General features: G+C 28.6%; 11 protein-coding genes. 10 read left to right on the top strand and 1 reads right to left on the bottom strand.

The features are described from left to right. The first annotated feature begins 5 nt into the window (after positions 1-5). Entirely contained in the window at positions 6-938 is a 933-nt protein-coding gene (locus ACR82Z_RS01745) for a hypothetical protein (RefSeq protein WP_435130375.1), read from the top strand. Between the two features lie 262 nt (positions 939-1200). On the opposite strand, the gene ACR82Z_RS01740 is transcribed toward ACR82Z_RS01745, so the two are convergent. Beyond that, a complete protein-coding gene (locus tag ACR82Z_RS01740; RefSeq protein ID WP_435130374.1) occupies positions 1201-2832 on the bottom strand; it encodes an IS1634 family transposase in 1632 nt (543 codons plus the stop codon). Between the two features lie 312 nt (positions 2833-3144). On the opposite strand from ACR82Z_RS01740, the gene ACR82Z_RS01735 reads away from it, so the two are divergent. The 9 genes from ACR82Z_RS01735 to rpoC all read left to right on the top strand — a co-directional run bounded on the left by ACR82Z_RS01735 (position 3145) and on the right by rpoC (position 22218). Continuing rightward, a complete protein-coding gene (locus ACR82Z_RS01735) occupies positions 3145-4047 on the top strand; it encodes an MAG4940 family membrane protein (protein WP_435130372.1) in 903 nt (300 codons plus the stop codon). A gap of 17 nt (positions 4048-4064) precedes the next feature. Continuing rightward, on the top strand, positions 4065-6557 hold the full coding sequence (locus ACR82Z_RS01730) for an MSC_0775 family lipoprotein (RefSeq protein WP_435130370.1): 2493 nt from the start codon (positions 4065-4067) through the stop codon (positions 6555-6557). Positions 6558-6702: 145 nt separating this feature from the next. Next, the gene (locus ACR82Z_RS01725; RefSeq protein WP_435130368.1) at positions 6703-7716 is read left to right on the top strand and encodes an ECF transporter S component; all 1014 of its coding nucleotides are present in this window, start codon (positions 6703-6705) and stop codon (positions 7714-7716) included. Positions 7717-7724: 8 nt separating this feature from the next. Then, positions 7725-10130 (top strand): MAG1360 family OppF-related protein, encoded by a 2406-nt coding sequence (locus ACR82Z_RS01720; RefSeq protein ID WP_435130366.1) that lies wholly within the window; start codon positions 7725-7727, stop codon positions 10128-10130. Positions 10131-10272: 142 nt separating this feature from the next. Beyond that, positions 10273-11475, top strand: coding sequence for an ABC transporter thiamine pyrophosphate-binding lipoprotein p37/Cypl (gene cypl / locus ACR82Z_RS01715; RefSeq protein ID WP_435130364.1), 1203 nt, complete (start codon positions 10273-10275; stop codon positions 11473-11475). A 1-nt stretch (position 11476) separates the two neighbouring features. After that, a complete protein-coding gene (locus ACR82Z_RS01710) occupies positions 11477-12190 on the top strand; it encodes an ATP-binding cassette domain-containing protein (RefSeq protein ID WP_435130362.1) in 714 nt (237 codons plus the stop codon). Next, complete coding sequence (locus ACR82Z_RS01705; RefSeq protein ID WP_435130360.1) at positions 12183-13853, top strand: ABC transporter permease subunit; 1671 nt, start codon at positions 12183-12185, stop codon at positions 13851-13853. Before ACR82Z_RS01710 ends, ACR82Z_RS01705 begins: the two co-directional genes overlap by 8 nt. Positions 13854-14159: 306 nt before the next feature. Next, the gene (rpoB, locus tag ACR82Z_RS01700; protein WP_435130358.1) at positions 14160-17807 is read left to right on the top strand and encodes a DNA-directed RNA polymerase subunit beta; all 3648 of its coding nucleotides are present in this window, start codon (positions 14160-14162) and stop codon (positions 17805-17807) included. Continuing rightward, positions 17797-22218, top strand: a complete 4422-nt coding sequence (gene rpoC / locus ACR82Z_RS01695) for a DNA-directed RNA polymerase subunit beta' (protein WP_435130356.1) — start codon at positions 17797-17799, stop codon at positions 22216-22218. Before rpoB ends, rpoC begins: the two co-directional genes overlap by 11 nt. The last annotated feature ends 23 nt before the right edge of the window (positions 22219-22241 follow it).

Below are 22241 nucleotides of genomic sequence, written 5' to 3'. Positions count from 1 at the left end.
GTATAATGCAAAAAACTCTAAAAGAACTTGAAAACAAAGTTGTTTTATCAAAATTTAAAAGTGCAATTCTTTGTAAATTATTTGATTTTAAAGGAATGACATATTTTTTACTAGCTTATGAACGTAATAAAACTAGAAGAAGTATTAGGGATTTTGAAAATGAATATGATATTTTCTTAAATAATTCACTAGATTTTATTCCTGTTTATATGAATGTATCCACATTATATAGAATTGATAAAAAACTCTTTCAAACATCGTTTGTTAAAAATAAAAAAATTATCTTAGATAAAAACACCATTGATGTTTTTGCACATGAACATTTATTAAGTTCGGTATTAGATTTTACAAAATATGACACCGAATATAGAGGTTTAATTGAAATAACATCAGAAAATAATTCAACAAACTTTAATATCCTTTATTTAGGTAATGAAATAAAATTTTACTTTTACATCATAACTAATATAACTAAAATGGAATCAGAATATAATGATGAAATCGCAGAGATATCCAAATCATCTGATGATCCAAACAATAATGCAGCAAAAAAAGAATGAGAAGCAATCAATAGAAAGATTAATATAATCTATAAAGATATTTCATGAGAAATTAGTGATATTGAAGAACATAAAGAATTATCATACGAAATAACACGAAAGTTTAAGAAGTTTGTAGAAGAAAATAACTTTGAACCCTATGCATATAGTCTTAATCAATTACATCTTATTTATGAAGGCTTATCTGATGGATTAAATGTAAAGGAATATTTAGACCCTAATTTAGAGCCTGCTGAGATGAGTTGAATTATGAAATCCTTGAGAACAAAAGATGAAATAGAGGAAAAACCTGATGAATCAATTTCTGATGGTGATAATATTTTTTTCTCATCAAGAATCATGAAACCATTAACCATAAAAAGTAAAATTAAAAAATAATTTAAATTTGTTTAAATACTAAATATAGATAAAAAAGTCGTATTTATAAATATTTTATAAATATTACACAAAATAATGTTAATAAAATTTATTTTTGTGAAAATTAAAAAATGAAAAAAATAGCAATTTTTACCTTAATTATTGCTATTTTTTTAATCTTTTTAGTTTACTTGTATAATTTTGTGCTATTATTCCTGTTTTTCTGGAAATAAATAAGAAAAAAATTTTTCTCCCTATATTTTAGGAAGAAAAATTTTTATTATTAAAAATTACTTGTAATTTTTTCAAGCATATCATATGTTTTTCAGAGATTGAAATCACTAACTTCTCTATTTCTTTTTTCTCAAATAATTTTTCTCGATTTTGTATCTATATAAACAAGAGATGTTAATTCTGTTAAAACCTTTGTCATTTCAGCAAAAGTTATTTTGATTATTTTTATCAACATATAATGTAATAATTTCATTATAACAAGAGAGATAAAACAAATTACACTGTGTCCGATGATATGTTCATCTAATGATAAATATACAGGTCTAATTTGGATAACAGACTTCAAACTACGAAAATTTTCTTCTATTTTTCATTGTTCTGCATAAACTCTACAAATTTCTAGCGCATCTAAATCCATTATATTTGTTTCGTATACATATATCCCATCTAATAATTCATCCTCTTTTACTTTTTCGGTGTTCAATCTATATAGGGATTTACTAACTGCATCATAATATCTACCACCTTTTGATCCTATAATTCTTTTTTCATTTATAAAGCCATCTTTATTTTGTAATTTAATAAAATTATTTATCAAAATTTCTCTATCATATTTGTCTTTATCGGCTCTTTCTTTGTTATATGTAATAACTCTTCTGAAAACATGACTTCTGTTTCTCTGTATTTCTGGGGTAACAATTTGTTCTTTTATTAAAAAGTCATCATTTATTTTTATAAAATCGCTTCTTTCTGCAATATAAGTTTTGAATTTTTTTGAACCCACTTTTGCACGGTTTGAAATAAGGTAATAATAGTTATTTTGAACTAAAAATTCTATGTTTTTGTTTGTTCACATTCCCCTATCGGCTATAACATATAATGTTTTGATTCCATATATATCCCTAACTTCCTTTATAAAATCAATTAATGTATTGCAATCTGCAGTATTTCCTGGAAAAACCTTCATATGAAATGGAATTCCGGTATTATAACATGCCATTGCGAGTACAATTTGATCCTCCTTAAACTTACCATCCTTTGAAAAACCTGACTGTCTTATTCCGTCTTTATCAAAACTTTCAAAATAAATAGTTGTAGAATCAAAATAAATTCTATTATCGGTATGGTTAGTGATTCTCTTTATATTTATATTTAAATTTTTAAATATAGCATCCTTATTTTGATAAACCTTCGTTAATACATCATAAAACGAATCTTTCTTTGTGGTAATGCTAAAAGTTGATTTATTAACTTCATTGAATGAACTCAAAATACTTGTTTGTCTTTCAATTCTTCTTGTTATTAAATATTCGAAAATCTTCAAATGGTTTTTACTTTTGATATTTTTCGGAAATGAATCAGATATATTTAAAGATTTAATAACGGACTTAATTATTTTTTCACCCATTACAATATTGTCACTTTCAATATTTTCTTTTCTACCTAAAAATTCATTTATTCTATTTTTAACATCCTCGATATTTGAATTTTGATTAAAACCTTCTATGGCTTTTTTTATTAATTCGATAGCATCAGGTCTTTCTTTTAATAATTTTTCGGTAGATCCGAGACTAAATAGTTTAGTTACATTTTTGTTATAACCATTAGAGTAAGCAACATATTTATAAATTGTCCCATTCTTACCGTGTTGATTAATTAATATTAATTTCTGTAATTTCATCAATATATTATATCATAATTACAAGTAAATACAAGTAAAAAAATAGAGAATTTTTTTCTTTTTTTGTCTATAAATAAGGTAAAAAAGTTTGCTATGCAAAAAAAAGTGCAATAAAAAATCCTGTATTTCCAGAAATACAGGATTTATTTTTGTGAAAATTAAAAAATGAAAAAAATAGCAATTTTTACCTTAATTATTGCTATTTTTTTAATCTTTTTAGTTTACTTGTATAATTTTGTGCTATTATTTTCATAACTTACTTTTTCATACAAAGTATATGCTTTACCAATAAAACATATAACTAAGGAAATTATGACAGCAAAACAGTTATTATCAACTTATTGAAACAAAAGTGCTTTTCTATTTGAGTTTTTCGCTTCTTTTACGCTTGTATTTTTTATTTTGTTATGACTTTTAATAAAATATATGCATAAACCCAAAAACGAAAAGCTTTTTAATACCATCGGATTCACATTAGCTACTTTTTTAGCATTTATCATACCATGAGCTTTATCATACTTCACCGCAAATGTTCCTGCATTTCCACAGCTAAATCCATTAAGTGTGATTTTACAAACTAGATTGCAAGGATTTAGCATTTCTACAGGTGAGGCAGGGACATTAGATAAAGGTGTTTACTATTTAATAGGCGGGCAATTTTCAGGTGCTTTTGGTGGATTAATTGTTTTTGCTGGAATATTTTTCTTAGTAAAAAATTCATTATATAAAAGTAAGGAATATAAAGAAATTTTTCAAACTTTACAAATTTGAGATTTATTAAAAGTAAGACATCCATATAATGAAAGTTGATGAAAATATATTATCAAAGAATTTATTTTTATTACAACTTTTGTTATTATCGTTCCAATGGTAGGTTATATCAACGACACAAATTATGGAACAAACCCTTACTTCAAACTTTTTATAACATTAATAGTTGTTTGAATCTTTTTATTTATTTCAAGTTTTTTTGGTTTCTTTGCCTTTGATATAGTTTTTAATGTGATTGCTTATTTATTAATAGTTATTGAAATTTTATATCACCGAAAAAGTATCAAATCAAATGATCAAAAAACAAAACAAATAAAACAATTAATGTTATTAGAGACTATAAAAATCACCACAACACTTTTATTTACTGTTATTATCCCACTCATTTACGGAATTGTTGCAGTTGAAATAGGCAAAAGTGTTCCAATGAAACTTAATTTCTAATCTATAAGAAAGGCTCTATGTTTAAAAAATTTAAAAAATTATTTTTGTCTTTATCCCCTATTGTAATTGCTCCAGTTGCAATCGCTTGTTCACACCAAGCGACTGTTAAAAAGGAGCTTGATCCAAAACAACAAAAAAGGGATGAAATTACAAAAGCACTTGCTTCTGATAAACTTACACCTGAACAAAAACAGGATTTCCAAAACAGAATCGGACAAGCAAACACCCTTGAAGATCTTAGTGCAATTTTTTCTGATATTAATGCAGCAATTCAAAAAGCAGCAAATACACAACCAAAAACCAATCCTGAACCAAAACCAGGTATACCACTAGACCCACAGCAAGTTGAACTTAAAGCACTTCGTGCCAAAGGGAATGCAGATAATAAAACAAAACTGACTAATGAAACATTATTTTTAAGAAGAATTAGTGATTATTTTAAATATAACGATGTATCTTCACAAGTATTACAATTTAAAGCTAATACTAATGCATCAAATATAACTTTTAAAAACCTAAGTAATAACAACTATATAACTGATTACCTCGATTTTAACGATTCTGCATTTACACAAATCTTAAAAGACAAAAAATTAGTAACTGATGAACAGGCTGCTAAGTTATCATATGAATATGACTATCACAACATTCGCCAAGATATCAATAATAATAATGATATCATAATTCCAATGAAAATTCTTATCCCAGTTGAAGCAACAGGAAAGAATTTAAATTTAAAGGCTGAAACCAAAGTTAATTTTATTCTTAAAGGAATAAAATTATCAACAAGTGATGAAAAAAATTATAAAGATGTAAATGATTTATCTAAAAAGTTGCAAAATTTAACACAAGGTGATGCAATTAAAATATCTATTAAAGATAAATCCGATCCTGCTTTTGCTAAAATTCAAGCATTAATCGATGATAAATCAAATGCTATTTATAGTTTTGATGATTTAAATCGTAAACAACTTGCATCGATGTTTAATTTAACATATCCAGATTTTTCTAATTTATTTAGTCCATATAAAAATAAACAAATTATTAAAATTTTTATTGATGATGTTAATTTTACTCACTCACCAAAAATAGATCAGTTAACTGTTAAAATCAGAATTGCAAATGGTTATGATAATACCCAAAAAGGATATGAAAAATTTCCTTTTGCAAATGTAGGATTTAACAAAATAATTAACCTTACATTTGATAAAGACAACACAGTATTACGTGATGAAAAAATTCGGGCAAACTTATTAGCAAAACCCGCAAACTGAAATATTTATAACCAAAACTTTGAAGAACAAGGATTCAAAGACAATGTTTCAGATATTACCATTTTACCAATAAACTATGATTTTAAATACCTTAAAGACTCATTTAAATCAACTGATTATCGCAATGGATATTTAACTTTTACTGCTATATATGATGGTAAAATCGTAAAACTACAAAAACATATTGGAGTAGGTAAATTTGCTGAAATCTTTGATAGCAACTTTATGCAGGCAAATCCACATGCATATAACTTCCATGCTGGACATCTTACATATTCTGATTTATCAAGAGTTAATCAGTCAATTTATAACGATTATGGAAGCAACTTATTTTCAGGAGGTTATGATTCAACTCGTGCATTTTATTTAGATGATGTTAAAACCCCGATCGCTATCCATGTTGGTGAAGACTATTTAGCCAAAGAACACACCCCAGTTATCGCTCCTTATGATGGTGAAGTTGTCGCAGTATATAATGCACACCTTTCAAATGCGCAAATCAAAACAGGACAAGGTGTAGGAACTGTAATGCTCACAAGAGTTAAATTGACAAAACTTAACCTTTCACCTAAAATTCTACAAGAATACTTCGGAACTTATGATACAAACGATGATCGTTGAGCATACATCGGATTTATCCACTTAGATGCTAACTTGACAATGAACAATAAAACCTTTAATTGATCACCTAAAACAATAACAATCGGAAAAGACAAGTCAGCTAGAGTATATGATATTTTAGATAATGTTTCTCCGGCACACCCACAACCTTTTAAAAAAGGGGATACACTTGCTTATTTAGGAACATCAGCAACTAACGGAGGTTGAATGCCACATGTGCATGTAACTACTTATGCAAATAATACATTATTGACAAACGACAACGACTTTCAAAAAGCATTAACATCCGCAAACCTTTATGGTGAACGTGTTGAAAAATATAACCCACAAGATCCTAAAGTTAATCCATTTACTGCTCGTGTTGATGGGATATATATTGCAAGAAACACTGACATAGAAGCGGGTAAAAAACCAATTTTTAAAGTTAATCCTATCACAGGGACACCAACAACAGATGCTGTTCCAAGCGAATTATTAAGATGAGTGTCAAATCCAATCCAAGGTTTTGAAATTCGTAGATCGGTTTTTGATCCTAACATCTTATTTAAAATCAGAGGCCCACAAAGTTATAGATTTGATATCGAAGACTTCTTTAGAATTAGTGATAATAAATAATTTTATAAAATCTCCTTTTTCAAATGGAGATTTTAATAATAAACTTTTTTGCATAATTATCCAGTTTTATTATCAAATGATTAAAAATATGATGTAAAAAACTTTTATAATTTTAACATCAATAAAAATAATATAAAATAAATATATGAAACGCTTTTTTGATACGGTGAAAAATACGGTTAAAGGTAAAAATTGAAGAGAAGTTAGTTTGTTTAAAAAATGAACCATTAAAAATATGGTGATGGTTGCTATTTTAATTGCAATTTCTGTTAGTTTTACCATCGTTGTGGCTCAAATTTTACCCGTTGTCAATTTACCTACATATAAATTTTCATTTATCGGATTACCTGTAAAAATAGCAGGTTTTATCTTTGGACCAGTTGTAGGGGTCTTTGTAGGAATCATAAGCGATTTGTTATCTTTATTATTTATTCCACCTGCTGGTTATAATCCAATGTATACAGTTGCTACTGCATTAAATGGTTTTGTTTCCGGACTACTTGGGATATATTTTAATCAAATTCTTAAAACTGCATTTAGCAAGGAGTTTAGACTACAAAGAATAGGACAAAAATTAAGTATTCTTGCGATGGAGTATTTACAATTTAAAGCAAATGGTGAAATAAAAAAAGCTGAAAAATCAGCAATGAAAATGATAAAATTGAACAATAAAAAGAAATATATTGATCAACTTGCTTCAGATAATTATCTAAAAAATATCTATTTAATCACTGCAATTGTCCTGCTTTTAGTAGTAATCGCTTCGGTTGCTTGGTTTATTTCAGCCGCTTCACCTGAGGCAATTGAAAAAGGTATAATTAAAAACCGTTGAGTTTTATTAGGATTAATGAGTACAGGAACATCATTAATGATTTTCTTTGTGTTATTCGGAAGATTTTTCTTTAAAACTGAAACATTTTTATCTTTGGTTCCTATTGTAGTTTTTTGTGCATTTCTGGAGCTTGTAAATGTTCCTGTTTTAGCGTATGCAGACTTGATTTCATTAGGTAATGGGGAACAAAAAGATATTTTCTTTTGAATCACTCAACACATTCTTACAGGGCCTGTAAAAATATGATTTAATACCTTAGTTATTTATTATACATATGGGATTATTTCAAAATTAATTAATAAAAATAGTAATTTATCATATCGTTAGGAGAATATATGAGCAATGATGCAAAGTTTTTGTTCGTGCTTAAAAATTTATTTGAAGACTTTCAAAAAGGTTTTTTTACATCTAAAAAAAATAACAAACTCAGTATCAGCATTCCAAAACTTTCAATTAGCTCCTATACATCTCTTTTTTTTATTCCTGCTGTTAATACTAATTTAACATTTGAGACCCTATGAGATGTTATTAAAACAAACAAGTCAGTTGTTTTAGGTTTTCATGATCAAAATCAACAAAATTTTAATTTAATCACAAATAAAAAGAAAATATTAAACAAAATATCTTTTTTTGATGTATCAAAAATAAGTAATAACAAGGACATAAGCATCCCATTCAACGAGATCTGAAAAGCCTGCATAGATTCTGAATATAAATATGATTGATATTTACAAAAAATCACAAACATCACTAATCAAAATACTTTTATTTTAAAAAATCTCTTCTTTAAAAGAATTACAGAATTTATCCCTTTAATCATTAACATTAACCAAGAATACAAGCGAGAGAAAGATACCTTAGATAAAAAAATTAGTGCTTTACAAAGTAGTAAATTGCTTTTAAATAAAGAATTAGAAGAAATAATTTATAAATTTCGCTACAACCTGTATGAGTATCAAAATATGCTTTTTAAATACTTTGTGGACTTTTTGAAAGAACTAAAATCCGATATCGAAAGTGTTTTTTCAACCTTTGAAAATTCTAATTTTATCTTACAAAAAGAAAAAATTAGTGAACTAAAAAAAAGATACGAATATTTACAAAAAATAAATAATACATCAATTACAAAAGTTTCAGGTGAAATTAAAAAACGAGATTTAAAAACTGAAATAAATTATTATTATAAATTTTTAAAAACAACAAAAACCACTTCTAAAACGTTTATCAATCAGCAAATTTATAATTTAAATAAGGAAATATCACTTTTAAAATATAAATTTAAATATGCAAATATACAACACTCAGATTTTGTTGAATTATATAAAGATTACTGTGCAAAAAGAAAGTCATTATTTATTTGAAAAAAAAATAAGAAAAATCTATATTATTTAAATAATGAAGAATTAAAACTTCTTTATAACGATGTAACAAATAAAATAGATTTTTTTATTCATAATAGATATAAAACCAAAGAAAAAGATCATTCATTAATAAAAGAACAACTAAAAAATTATATTGAATATGAATTAGAAATCAATGTTGATCATTACACTTTGCTTTCAAAACAGCATTATCAAAAGATTATCAATAAAATCAACGATGTCAAGTCAAAAATTCGTAAATTTGATAATACCAATTACAAACAAATTCACAACCACAAATTTTTAGTTGAAATGAAAAATCTAAATCAACAGTTACAGTTAGCATCGGCCGAATTAGATTGAAGTAATTATGTTGAAAACAAAATTTTTGATAACTTATTAACTCACAAAAATAACAAAATTAATCAGTTTTCAATAAATTTAAAAAATGTAATTAAGTCATTTAACACATCATTTAAAAAGGTTTCTTATTTATTTAATTCAATTACAGATAAAGATGAAAATTCAACTAATATTTTCGAAAACCTTAGCTCCTTTTATAATTCACTTATTAAAAAACCATGGATGATTAATCTTTTAGAACATATTAGTGAGTATTGCAGTAACAAAAAACCTTTATCAAAAACATTGTTAAACGAAATTATTGCGATGTTAAAATTTGTTTCATTACTTGAAAATATATCAATTTCGCAAAAGAACTTTTTAATCCCTTTTAAATACTTAAAAAACATTGATAAAATTAAAATTAAACTTATCAAATATTGAGTTGATGACAGTAAATTATTAATCATTAAAGATTTAAAAAATGATATTTCATATGATCATAAAAATGAGTTCATTCGTGTTTTAAATGTCTTTTCACAAAAATATAAGATTCCATATATTTATACAACCGATGATTTTAATATCTTGAAAAACGAATTTGATGAAATTTTTCTTTTCAATGATCGCAAACTTGTTGAATCAGGCGATTATAGTCAAGTTATTTCAAAGCCCTTTACAAAATTTGCTAACGAACTTATTAATGAACACAAAATAATGGACGAGGAGCCTACTGATGCATTTTTTACCAATGAATATATAATAAACTTACATTCAGGCATTAATCATCAAGTCTATACTAATTTAAAAACATACAAACAACATGGAAAAGAAGAGATAAATCAAAATTTTGATACCATAATTATTGATAAAACCCAAAATTCTGAGCAATATACCTTAACTTCTGTTTTTAATGAAATAGAATTTGATTTATCAAGCAATAGCGAGAATAATGATAAAGAAAATGCTTTTTTAGATTACGATGAATGAAATAATCAGATATATATTATTTCAAGTAATGATTTAGATAATTTTTAAAATTTTGTATAATATTTGCAAGGACAGAGGTACTTGCAAGTTTTTGTAGGTTGAGAAACACTCTTAAGAGCCGATCTAGGTAATGCTAGCGTGGTGAGTCTTTCTTAAAAATTTTTCTGTCCTATATTATGATAGGAGAAAAATGAAATTCAAAAAATTATTTAGTTTAGGAATTCTTACATCAACTGCATCAATATCAGTTGCAGTTTCTTGTGGAACTTCTACTAAGGCAGATAAACAAGAAAACCAAAATGTAAAATTAAGTTTAGGAACCCCTGAACAATATGCACTTGGAAATTTAACACTTGACCAATACAAAAGTAAATTAGAAAATTCATTAAACGATGAACTCAAAGCTTTAAAATCAAATGTTAAAGTTGAAGTAATCTTCCGAGGACAAGAAGATTACAAAGCTACTTTCGATGATTTAACCAAAGGTACATCTGATTTTGCTTTTATTTCAGCTGGTTATCTACAATCGAATAAAGGAAAAGTCGGAGAACTTGGTTTTAAACTAGGCATTCAGACACTAACTCGTCAATTTAATGGTGATATTACATATGATTTCACTACCAAGGCACACGGACATTATACCGATGGACTCGATGATGATGATTTAAGAAAAATTGCAAAAAATGAAGATACACTTTTTCATGCTAAACCAAGATCTCAATGAGATGACAAAAATAATGGTTACAATTGAGATGGACAAATTTATCAATCATTATATAATGCTAAAACAGATTTAGTCCCTTACCAAAGAGGTTCAATAGTATTGATAGGAACTGATGATATTCGTTCTAGAATCAAGCAAGCTTGAAATAGCAAAAATTGAAATGAATTTATCAAATATGGTATTGTCACCGGTAAAAACACATCTGGTGGTAAATACTTATTACAACAAGCACTACTTAAAAAACACTTTGGAGCAAGTTTTAAACCACTAGCAACAGTTGCATCCGAAACACCAGACAACATCTTAATTGGGGGTAAAATCAAAGAAATGAACAACCCTAACGAAGCAAAAAAACACATCTTTTTTGATGATGAAACTTCATGAGCTTGAACCAAATATAAACCACATGATGCATATGAAATTAATCAAAGCACTAGACCAAATGAAAAACTTGAAGAATTTATTGTTACAGAGGTTTTACCATATAATGTAGGAGTTTTTGGCCCTAATGTAAGTTCAGATGCAATTAATCAAGTTACAGCTGCATTTGTAAACTTATACAAAAATGATAAAGATATTTTTGGCCCAACCGTTGGATTCAATGGATACCGTAAAATTGATAATCCTGATGTTGAATTTTGACCAATTGTTGATAACATCTTAGGTTAAAATGATTCGCTTTGAAAATGTTGATTTGAAATATACCGATAAAATTATCTTAAAAAATGTCAATTTAAACATCACAACCAATTCCATTGTTGGTTTAATCGGAAAAAGCGGAACTGGCAAGAGTACAATTTTAAAATCCTTTTTCGATTTTGAATTAATTTCTTCAGGTAATTATTTATACAATGGTGCTAAAATACCTAAAAACAAGTTAAAAAAGTATAAAAACAACATAATCTATATTGCTCCTGATGATAATTTAATAACTTCTTTAGATTTTTATAAAAATTTACAACATTTTTACAAAAAATACAAAAATCCTTTATTTAAATGACTTAGAATTTTCACCAAGCAGCAAAAAGAAGAAATTTTTCAACTTTGCAATCATTTTGGAATGTCAGAATTTATTTTTAAACCAATAGAACAACTTTCTGCCGGGCAAAAACAACGTTTTGCTATCATCTTAAATCTCCTTAACGACACTAAAATCCTCCTATGTGATGAGCTAACTAGTAATTTAGACATCACTAATGCCAAACTAGTTTTTGACTACCTGCAAAGTATTAAAAAAAATAAATATATTATTATTGCACTGCATAACCTTTCTGATGCAGTTAAATATATTGACAAAATCATTGCAATTAAAGATCAAGAAATTCAAAAAATATATTATAAAGGTGAATATGATCCTGATGAGCTAAGGAAATATTTTGACTAAAAAGAAATTTTTAGTTAAAGTTTGACAAAAAACTTTAACTAAATGAACACTATTAATAACCTCCTTAATTATTTTATTTATATTTATATATCAGCTTAACATCAAACCATCAAAAATTGGTTTAAAACTTTTTTGGGTTAATTTAAAAAATCTCTTTGAATTCCGTTCTAATTCACCTGATTTTATTAATGAAAATTTATGAATTTTAAATCTTAAATATATGTGAATTACCATTAAATCTGTTTTTAGTGGAACCTTTGTCGGACTTTTTCTTGCTTTTATAACTGCTTATTTTAGTTCATTAAATTTATGAAGAAAAAACTGATGAACATGAATTGTACGAATTGCTATTATCTTACTACGTTCAATGCCGATTTTGGTGCCAATAATGATATTCGGATCATCTTATCAAAAAGATATGATTGCGTTTATGATTTTTTGATACACAACATGATTATGATTACATCGATATTTTTGTGATATCTTTGAATCAAGTAATACCAAAAAGTTCTGACAAGATATTAATTTAGGAATGCCACGTTATAAAAGCTTTTATATCAATATTGTTTTATCAAACAAAAACAAATTTATAATGAACTCCTTATTAGCAATCGAATCTAATATCCGTTGAAATTCTATTTTAGGTTCAGTAGGGATTTATGGAATCGGATTTGTATTCAATTTTTTCAAGGAAAAAATTGAATATTTAGGAATAAGTATCCTTTTTGTTGTTATTTTAGTTGGTTTTTTTGAGGGGATTTTAATTTTATTTAATAAATTTTTATTTGTGTCACCTAAAATTAAAAATCCATCAGAAAAAACCCCATATTCATTAGCATATAATTATAAAAAAATCCTTAAATATCTTATTTTTGCAGTTTTTTTCGCTATTATAATAACAAGTTTTGTAGATTTATCACAAACAAAAGTTAATATGGAGTTTTTAAAATTATGATTTAACAACTTATTTATTTTTGATTTTTCAGAAGTAGCTATAGATCCAAATATATATAATTCTTACTGAAGTATCTTCAAACAAACCTATATAGCGATTTATTTAGCATTCTTGCTGGCTATTTTATATGCAATCTTGATGAGTGAAAAATTATTTAAACCGATTCAAACATACTTTTTTAAATTATTTATAGTGCTATTAAAATCAATCCCTGTTTTAATCTTTTTTATATTATTTAATTCAATCTTTTACTTTGAAACCGCAATTATTTTAGCCGTTATCATCATCGCATTTAGAGCTATGAGCAAGCAGTTTTCAGAAGTTATTAATCGAATCGATGAAAGTAAAATTAAACATTGAAGAAAACTAGGTTATAGCAGATGATTTATTTATAAAAACATCTTGCTTCCTATGTATAAAAAGGCTATTATTTCCTTACTGCTCTTTGAGAGCGAAGGAACTTATCGAAATTTCATAACATATGGGGTGTTTTCTAACATTATAATTTACACATATATAAGTCGTTATGAAGAAAAACAAGAATTTGGAAAAATTATCCCTGCTTTTTTACCGGCTTTCTTTATTTATATACTACTTGAATTATTATTTTTACTTTATAAAACATTTTTACTGCATAAATTATGAAAATGATTATGCGAACTTGTTATAAACATCTATAAAAAGTTGTGTAAAACTTTTAAAAAGTAAGTTAAATCTTATTAATAAACTAAATCTAAAGACAATTTATTTTAAAAATTAAGATTTTACTTTTAAAATAAATAAAAAATTTAACTACTTTAAGATAATTACAAAGCATCTAAAAAATAAAAATCAACAACTTTTTCTCCAAAAAGTCCAACTATTTTAAGACTTTTTGGAGATTTTTTTCTAAAATATTTGCATACTCTTTATTTTATTTTATGTTATAATTTATTTCACTTTTTATGTTTTTATGATAATACCACAAAAATGAAATTCATAAAAAAGAAAATTGCAATTTTCGAAAGGGTTAAAATGGAACAAAAAAAATATCGGATTCGTAAATTTGGTCCAAAAACTGAACGTAGAGATTATTCTATCACCAAACAATCTCTACCTCTTTTTGATATTCTTCAAACAAGCAAAGAATCTTTTGCAGAATTTATGAAGAATGGTATTCAAAATGCATTAATGGAAATTTATCCTATTACAACTGGACAAATTAGACTTGAGTGCTTAAAATCTAGTTTTGATGTTGAATTACCATATAAAAAAATCACTAGTGAAGGTGATGAAATCAACAAATGTAAAGCTAAAGGTATGAACTTTAGTGCAAAAGTTTATGTTAATTTAAATGTAGAAAATGTAAAAACCGGAGTTGTAAAACAAGAAAGAGTATTATTAGGAGAAATTCCATATATGACTTCTGGTGGTAGTTTTATTATTAACGGTTCTGAAAAAGTTATTGTGAGCCAACTTATCCGATCACCTGGTGCTTATTTCGGATTAGGTGTACGTAACAAGCAATCAGATGACTTGTTTAACAAACTTGAAATTTTGCCAAGAATCGGTTCATGATTTGAAGTTTCGCACAAGGTTACTTCATCGAATCTGGATGTTGTAAAAGTTAAAGTCGATAAGAATAAAAGTATTGCATTAGGTACCTTGCTTGGTTCTTTTGGATTTACTCCAAAAATGCTGTATAAACTTTTTGGTAAGAATGAATTGCTAGTTGAAACCTTGAAAAAGGATAAAATTCTTGGTAATCAAGAATATAATCAACAAGAAATTATTGATTTTTCACAAGAGGAAATCTTCAAAACCATTCGTAAAGGAGATCGCGAAACAGCAGAAGCAAAAAAATCATTGCTTCCAAGTATGTTGTTTGATAAAAAAAGATACAACCTTTCTGTAACGGGTCGTTACATGCTTAATAAAAAACTTTCTTTAGTAGACCGTATTACTAAAACATACCTTGCTGAAGATTTAAAAACAAAAAACGGTGAAATCTTATTAAGCAAAGGTTCATTTATTGATTATAAAAAAGCACGAGAAATCCAAGGATGATTTAATACACGTGTTCTACCATCAGAGAAGTTAGAAGACATCGATCCAGAACATGTTTATCATAAAGTTTATCGTCCTGCTAGTGAAACAAATTCACATCATTACGAAAACCATCACGGATACAATAATCCAGAATTAAGAAAACGAACTAAAATTATTAAAGTCAAAGTATATCCGTCTAAAAAATGAATGGAAACTAAGCCGGAGCAACCTATTATTGTAATTGGTAATGATCCTAAATCAATCGAAACACACTTATTAATTTCCGATATTGTTGCTGCTATTAGTTACTATTTCAATCTTACTGTTGGAGTAGGTCAAGATGATGATCCGGATTCATTGATTAACAAAAGAATTGTTTCTGTTGGTGAATTATTGGAAGCACAATTGATGATTGCTTTAGCAAAACTTGAAAAAACTACTCGCGAACGTATTGGTTCAAAGGAAGCCGAAAAAGTTACTGCAAAAAATGTAACTAATAACAAACTCATAACCAACCAGATGAAAACCTTTTTTAACTCTTCGAAACTTTCACAATTTATGGATCAAATTAATCCATTAGCAGAAGTTTCTAACAAACGCCGTGTTACATCATTAGGACCTGGTGGTCTTAGTCGTGATACGGCTCAATTTGAAGTTCGGGATGTTCATTCAACTCACTATGGAAGAATTTGTCCGATCGAAACACCTGAAGGACTTAATATCGGTTTGATTTTAAACTATGCAACATTTGCACAAGTTGATGAACTCGGATTCTTAAAAACCCCTTATTATAAAGTTAATAATGGCGTTGTTGATTATAACGATGTTCGTTATTTAACAGCTGCCCAAGAAATCGGATATTCATTTGCCCAATCATCAGTACAAATTGATGATAACAACAAAATTATTACTCCTACACTAACTATAAGACGTGATTACAACTATATTGTTGGAACCCCAAAAGATGTTGATTTTTTGGAAGTGTCATCAAAACAAATGGTTTCTGTTGCTGCTGCAGGTATACCATTCTTAGAAAATGATGATGCTAACCGTGCACTGATGGGATCGAATATGCAACGTCAAGCAGTTCCATTAATAGAAGCTGAAGCACCTTTAATTGCAACTGGAATTGAAGCAGATATTGCTAAATACTCTTCTTATAACCTTATTGCAAAAAACTCAGGAACTGTTACATATGTTGATAGTTCAAAAATCTTTGTACAGCGTAGCGAAAGCGGTGTAACTGATAAATATTCACTGCGTAATTTTGAAAGAAGTAACCAAGGAACAGTTATTCAGCAAAAACCACTAGTTCGTAAAGGACAACAAGTTAAAGCTGGAGATTTATTAACTGATGGTTCTTCATTTAAGGATGGTGAATTAGCACTAGGTAAGAATGTTTTAGTCGGTTTTACCACTTGAAACGGATACAACTTTGAAGATGCCGTTATTATTAACGAAAGACTGGTTAAAGATGATGTTTATACATCTATTCATGTTGAAGAACAAATTATCCAATTCCGTAGTTCTCGTGCTGGAAACGATATATTAACAGCTAATATCCCACAAGTTTCTAAGCATTCGATTCGTCATCTTGATGAAACAGGTATTGTAAAAGTAGGTTCCGAAGTATTACCCGGTGATGTTTTAGTGGGTCGCACATCTCCAAAAGGTGAAGAAAACCCTTCACAAGAAGAAAAGTTACTTCAAGCTATTTTAGGAAGTCGTTCAACCGGAATTAAAGATACATCCTTGAAAGTAAAAAATGGTCATGGAGGAACTGTTATCCATATTGAAGTTCTTTCAAAAGAAAATAATGATGTTTTAGAAGAAGGTGTAGAGAAAATTGTTAAAGTTTCAATTGCACAAAAACGTAAGATTAAAGTTGGTGATAAAATGGCAGGTCGCCATGGAAACAAAGGTGTTATTTCAATTGTTTTACCAGAAGAAGATATGCCATATTTAGAAGATGGAACACCACTTGATATTATGCTTAATCCACAAGGGGTACCATCACGGATGAACATCGGACAAATCTTAGAACTTCATCTTGGAATGGCTGCTCGTAAATTGAACACCAAATTTGTTACCCCGTCTTTTGATGGAGTAAAAAAACAAGATATTGAGGCCGCATTAGAAGAAGCAGGATTAGATAAAACAGGTAAACAAATTGTAATTGATCCTATTACAGGACGTAGGTTCGATAAACCTATTTCTGTGGGTGTAATGTATATGCTTAAACTTAACCATATGGTGGATGATAAAATGCATGCTCGTTCTGTCGGTCCATATTCACTAATTACTCAACAACCTCTTGGAGGAAAATCACAAAATGGTGGTCAAAGATTTGGTGAAATGGAAACATGAGCACTTGAATCATATGGTGCAACCAATGTTTTACAAGAGATATTAACTTATAAATCCGATGATATTTTAGGACGTAATGCCCTTTATTCTGCATTAGTTTCCGGAAAACAACTACCAACTCCAGGAACACCTGAATCATTTAATGTTTTAAGTCACGAACTTAAAGGTTTAGGAATGAAATTAGAACTTTCTGACACAATCGATGAAAGTGACCAAATAACCGAATTTGATATGATTCAATTTGAAACAGGAGGTGATGATGAATAATACTTTTGATAAAAAATCACCCATCAACAGAATTACCCTTTCACTTGCTACAAAAGCAGATGTTGAAAAATGATCTTATGGTGAGGTAACTAAACCTGAAACCATTAACTATAAAACATATAAACCAGAAAAAGATGGACTTTTTGATGAATTAATATTTGGTCCAGTAACTGATTATAAATGCCCTGTGTGTGGTACTAAATATAAAAAAACTGATGAAAATCAAATCTGTACTAAAAATCCACAATGTGAAAAATATAAACCAGTGATTTTACCCAAAATTTCACGTCGTAGTAGAATGGGACATATCAAACTTGAAAACCCTGTTGTACACTTTTGATTTTTCAAAATTGATCACTCTATTATTTCAAAACTTCTAGGTCTTAGAGTTCACGATAGTAATAAACCGGTAACAAAGGCTGATTTAGAAAAACTTATTTATTATAAATCTCATATTGTTTTAGAAACAGGTAATTTAAAATCACTTAAAAAGAATACTATTGTAAATATTAACGAAGCACCTGAATTTTATCTTGAAGTTCTTCGTGAAATGTTAACATTAGAATACGATGATCCAGATGCTATCGAAGAAATTCAACAAACATTAGATGAACTGCTTGAATATGCACAATCTGAAGATGGAAAATCATTTGGAATTGACTTTTATTCTTACAATGAAGTTATTGAAGAATTTACCGATGCTAAAATCGGAACAGGTTCAAATGCTATTGAATACCTACTTAAACATATTGATTTAGAAGCAGAAAGAGCAGCAGTTCAAGCTGATATTGATGCAATAAACTTAGAAATTGAAGAAAACGGAGTAAATAATTCTGCTTCAAAAATCCAAGAACGAACCAAATTATACAAACGTCTTACTATTATAACTTCATTTATTCGCTCTGGACAAAAACCTACCGATATGTTAATTTATAACTTACCAGTTATTCCTGCTGATCTTAGACCATTGGTACAATTAGATGGTGGAAGACACTCAACAAGTGATATTAACGAACTCTATCGTCGCATCATTATTCGTAACACCCGTTTAAAGAAATGAATCGAACAAGATGCTCCAATGTTAATCAAGCAAAATGAATATCGGATGATTCAAGAAGCAGTTGATGCTTTAATTGACAATGGTAGAAAAAAACCAGCTCCGGTTTCTTCAAAAGATGGACAACCACTTAAATCTATTTCAGATGCTTTAACAGGTAAGAAAGGGCGCTTCCGTCAAAACTTACTCGGAAAACGTGTTGATTATTCAGGACGTAGTGTTATTGTCGGTGGTCCTAAACTTAAAATGTATGAAGTCGGTATTCCTCGTGATATGGCGGCTAAATTATTCGAACCTTGAATTGTTCGCGAACTTATTTCTAATGAAGATGGGGTTACAAGTGTTAAAACAGCTAAAAAACTCATCGAAGGTCTTGATCCAAGAATTTGACCATATGTAGAACGCGCAATTGAAGATAGACCGGTACTATTAAACCGTGCTCCTACCTTACACCGTCTTTCAATCCAAGCATTTTATCCTGTATTAATTCGTGGAAAAGCAATCAAATTGCATCCGTTAGTAACAACAGCATTTAATGCCGACTTCGACGGGGATCAAATGGCAGTACACATCCCAGTTAGTGATCAAGCCGTTCTTGAAGCAAAAGAATTAATGCTTGCTTCAAAAAATATTTTAGGTCCTAAAGATGGTGAACCAATTATTAACCCGTCACAAGATATGATTTTAGGACTTTACTATTTAACTATTGAAAAAGCAGGTGTTAAAGGTGAAGGAAATTATTATGGTTCATTCGATGAAATGATGCTAGCTTATGAAAGAGATTATCTAGATTTACATGCTCGAATTGTTTTACCTATTGCTGCATTAAATAAAAAATTCATATCAGAACAGACCAATAAATCTTATATTATTTCATCAGTTGGTAAATTTATTTTAAATCAAGCTTTCCCGGATGAATTTGAATTTGTTTTTGGTAAATACAGCGAAAAAACATATAAGCAAGATTCTGATGGTAAAGAAATTGTAATCGAAAAAGAAGTAATTCATACTTCTGAAAATGCTTTAGATCGTTATACACTAAATTATGGTGAAAACTTTCGGGATATAATTAAACATCTTGAAGTTACCCGTGGATTAGCTAAAAAAGATATTGCAAAGATAATTCGTAAAATTTACGAAAAATATGTGTATGTAGTAACCAAAGAAGATGTCGCTAACATAATTGATGCTACAACTTATTTAAACTATACTTTTAGATTAAATGATTGTGAAGCATTGCGTGATTATAATGGTGATTATATTCCATTAGAACATGCTAAATTAATTAACACATTTTTAGTTGAAGAGTTTGAAAAAATTAATTATAGCAATCATCTAAAAGGAATTGATAACTCATTAGTAAGTTGAACAATCGATGAATATACAAAAGTTTTAGAAAATGTTTGATTCAAATATACAAATTATGTCGCTACAATTTTAGATAAAATTAAGGACTTAGGTTTTCAATATTCTACCATTTCTGGAACAACTATTTCGATGAACGATGTTAAGACATTAGAATCAACCAAGGAAAAAATAGTAGAAGGAGATGAACATACTGCAAAACTGCGTCAATTCTACGAAGATGGATACTTAACTGATGATGAACGCTACAATTTAACAATTCAGCATTGATCAAAGGTTAAGGAAGAAATTGAAAAAGAACTTAAAAAAGTTACACAATCAGATATTGAAAACCCATTATTTATGATGATGACATCAGGAGCCCGTGGTAATGCATCAAACTTTACTCAGCTTGCTGGTATGCGTGGTTTAATGAGCAACAACACCAAAATTTTAAAGGCTGATGCTGAAAATGATCGTGTGGTTCGTTCTACAATTGAAATCCCTGTTAAATCTTCTTTCCTTGATGGACTTAGCGCATATGAATTTTACTCATCAACTCACGGGGCGCGTAAAGGACTTACCGATACTGCTTTAAATACTGCTAAATCTGGATATTTAACACGTAGATTAGTAGATGTCGGGCAAGGAATAGTTGTTCGTGAAGAAGATTGTGGATCTGATTTTGGTTTTGAGGTTAAGGCTATTAAAGATACCAAAACTGATACAGTTATCGAATCATTATGGGATCGGATTGAAGGTAGATATACCAACTCTGCGATTCTTGATAAAAACGGAAATATTGCAGTTGAGGCAAACATCTTAATAACTCCTGATATCGCAGATAAAATTACCAAGGAATTAAAATTAGAGAAAGTAGATATCCGTTCTGTATTATCATGTCATACACGTAATGGAGTATGTAAACACTGTTATGGAAAAGACTTAGCAACCAATCGTGTCGTAAGTACTGGTGAAGCAGTCGGGGTTGTTGCAGCTCAATCAATCGGGGAACCCGGAACACAACTTACAATGCGTACATTCCATACCGGTGGGGTTGCTGGGGTTGAAGATATTACCGGAGGATTTGGTCGTCTTATCGAACTTATCGATGCTTATGATTTTCCGTGAGGAAAACCTGCTGTGATTTCACAAGTTTTTGGTAAGGTTGTTAAAATCGAACAAGCTAAAAACCGTGATACAGGACAAAAAACAGATATTTATATTGTAACAGTTCGTTCAACTGCACATAATGGTGAAATTATTGAAACACAATATAACGGAAAACTTTCTCAAAAATTGCGTGTTAAAAAAGGTGATAATGTTGTTCCTGGACAAAAGATTTTCGAAGGCCCTATTATCTTAAAAGATCTTTTAGAAGTTGCTGGACCTCGTGCGGTGCAAAACTACTTACTTAAAGAAACTCAAAGACTTTATCGTCTTCAAGGAATTACAATTGCTGATAAATATATTGAAATTATCATCCGTCAATTATTATCAAAAATTATGATTACTGATCCTGGGGATTCAAAATTCTTTAATGGTGCATTAATTGATACATTTGTATATCAAAAAGAAAACGGAAAACTACTTGCTGCAGGGTTAAAACCTGCCTATGGTGAAGTGAAAATCCGTGGAGCAAAACAAGTGCCATTACTTTCAGATTCGTGATTGTCAGCTGCTTCTTACCAAGAAACTGCTAAGATATTAGTTAACTCTGCTGTTGGAAATCGTGTTGATAAACTTGAAGGTTTAAAGGAAAACATCATTTTAGGACATAAAATTCCTGCTGGAACAAACAGTAATTTTGAACTAAAAGGAAAATATGATATCCGAAATCCTAGAACCTATTTTAAATCAAAATATGATCCGAATGCTCCTATTGATAACGATACTTTAGATAACATTCATGTAGACTTCGATGAATTAACCGAATCATCTTATGAAGATCAATTCGAATCAGTGCATGACAATGATTTTGGAGAATTTGAATACGAAACTTTTGAATAAAATTCGACACTATAGCATGTTTG

The sequence above is a fragment of the Mycoplasma sp. 6243 genome (genome assembly GCF_051200785.1).
Lineage (GTDB): Bacteria > Bacillota_I > Bacilli_A > Mycoplasmatales > Metamycoplasmataceae > Mycoplasmopsis.
Note: the sequence above shows the minus strand (reverse complement) of the source record. Positions and strands in the feature narration are given on the sequence as shown.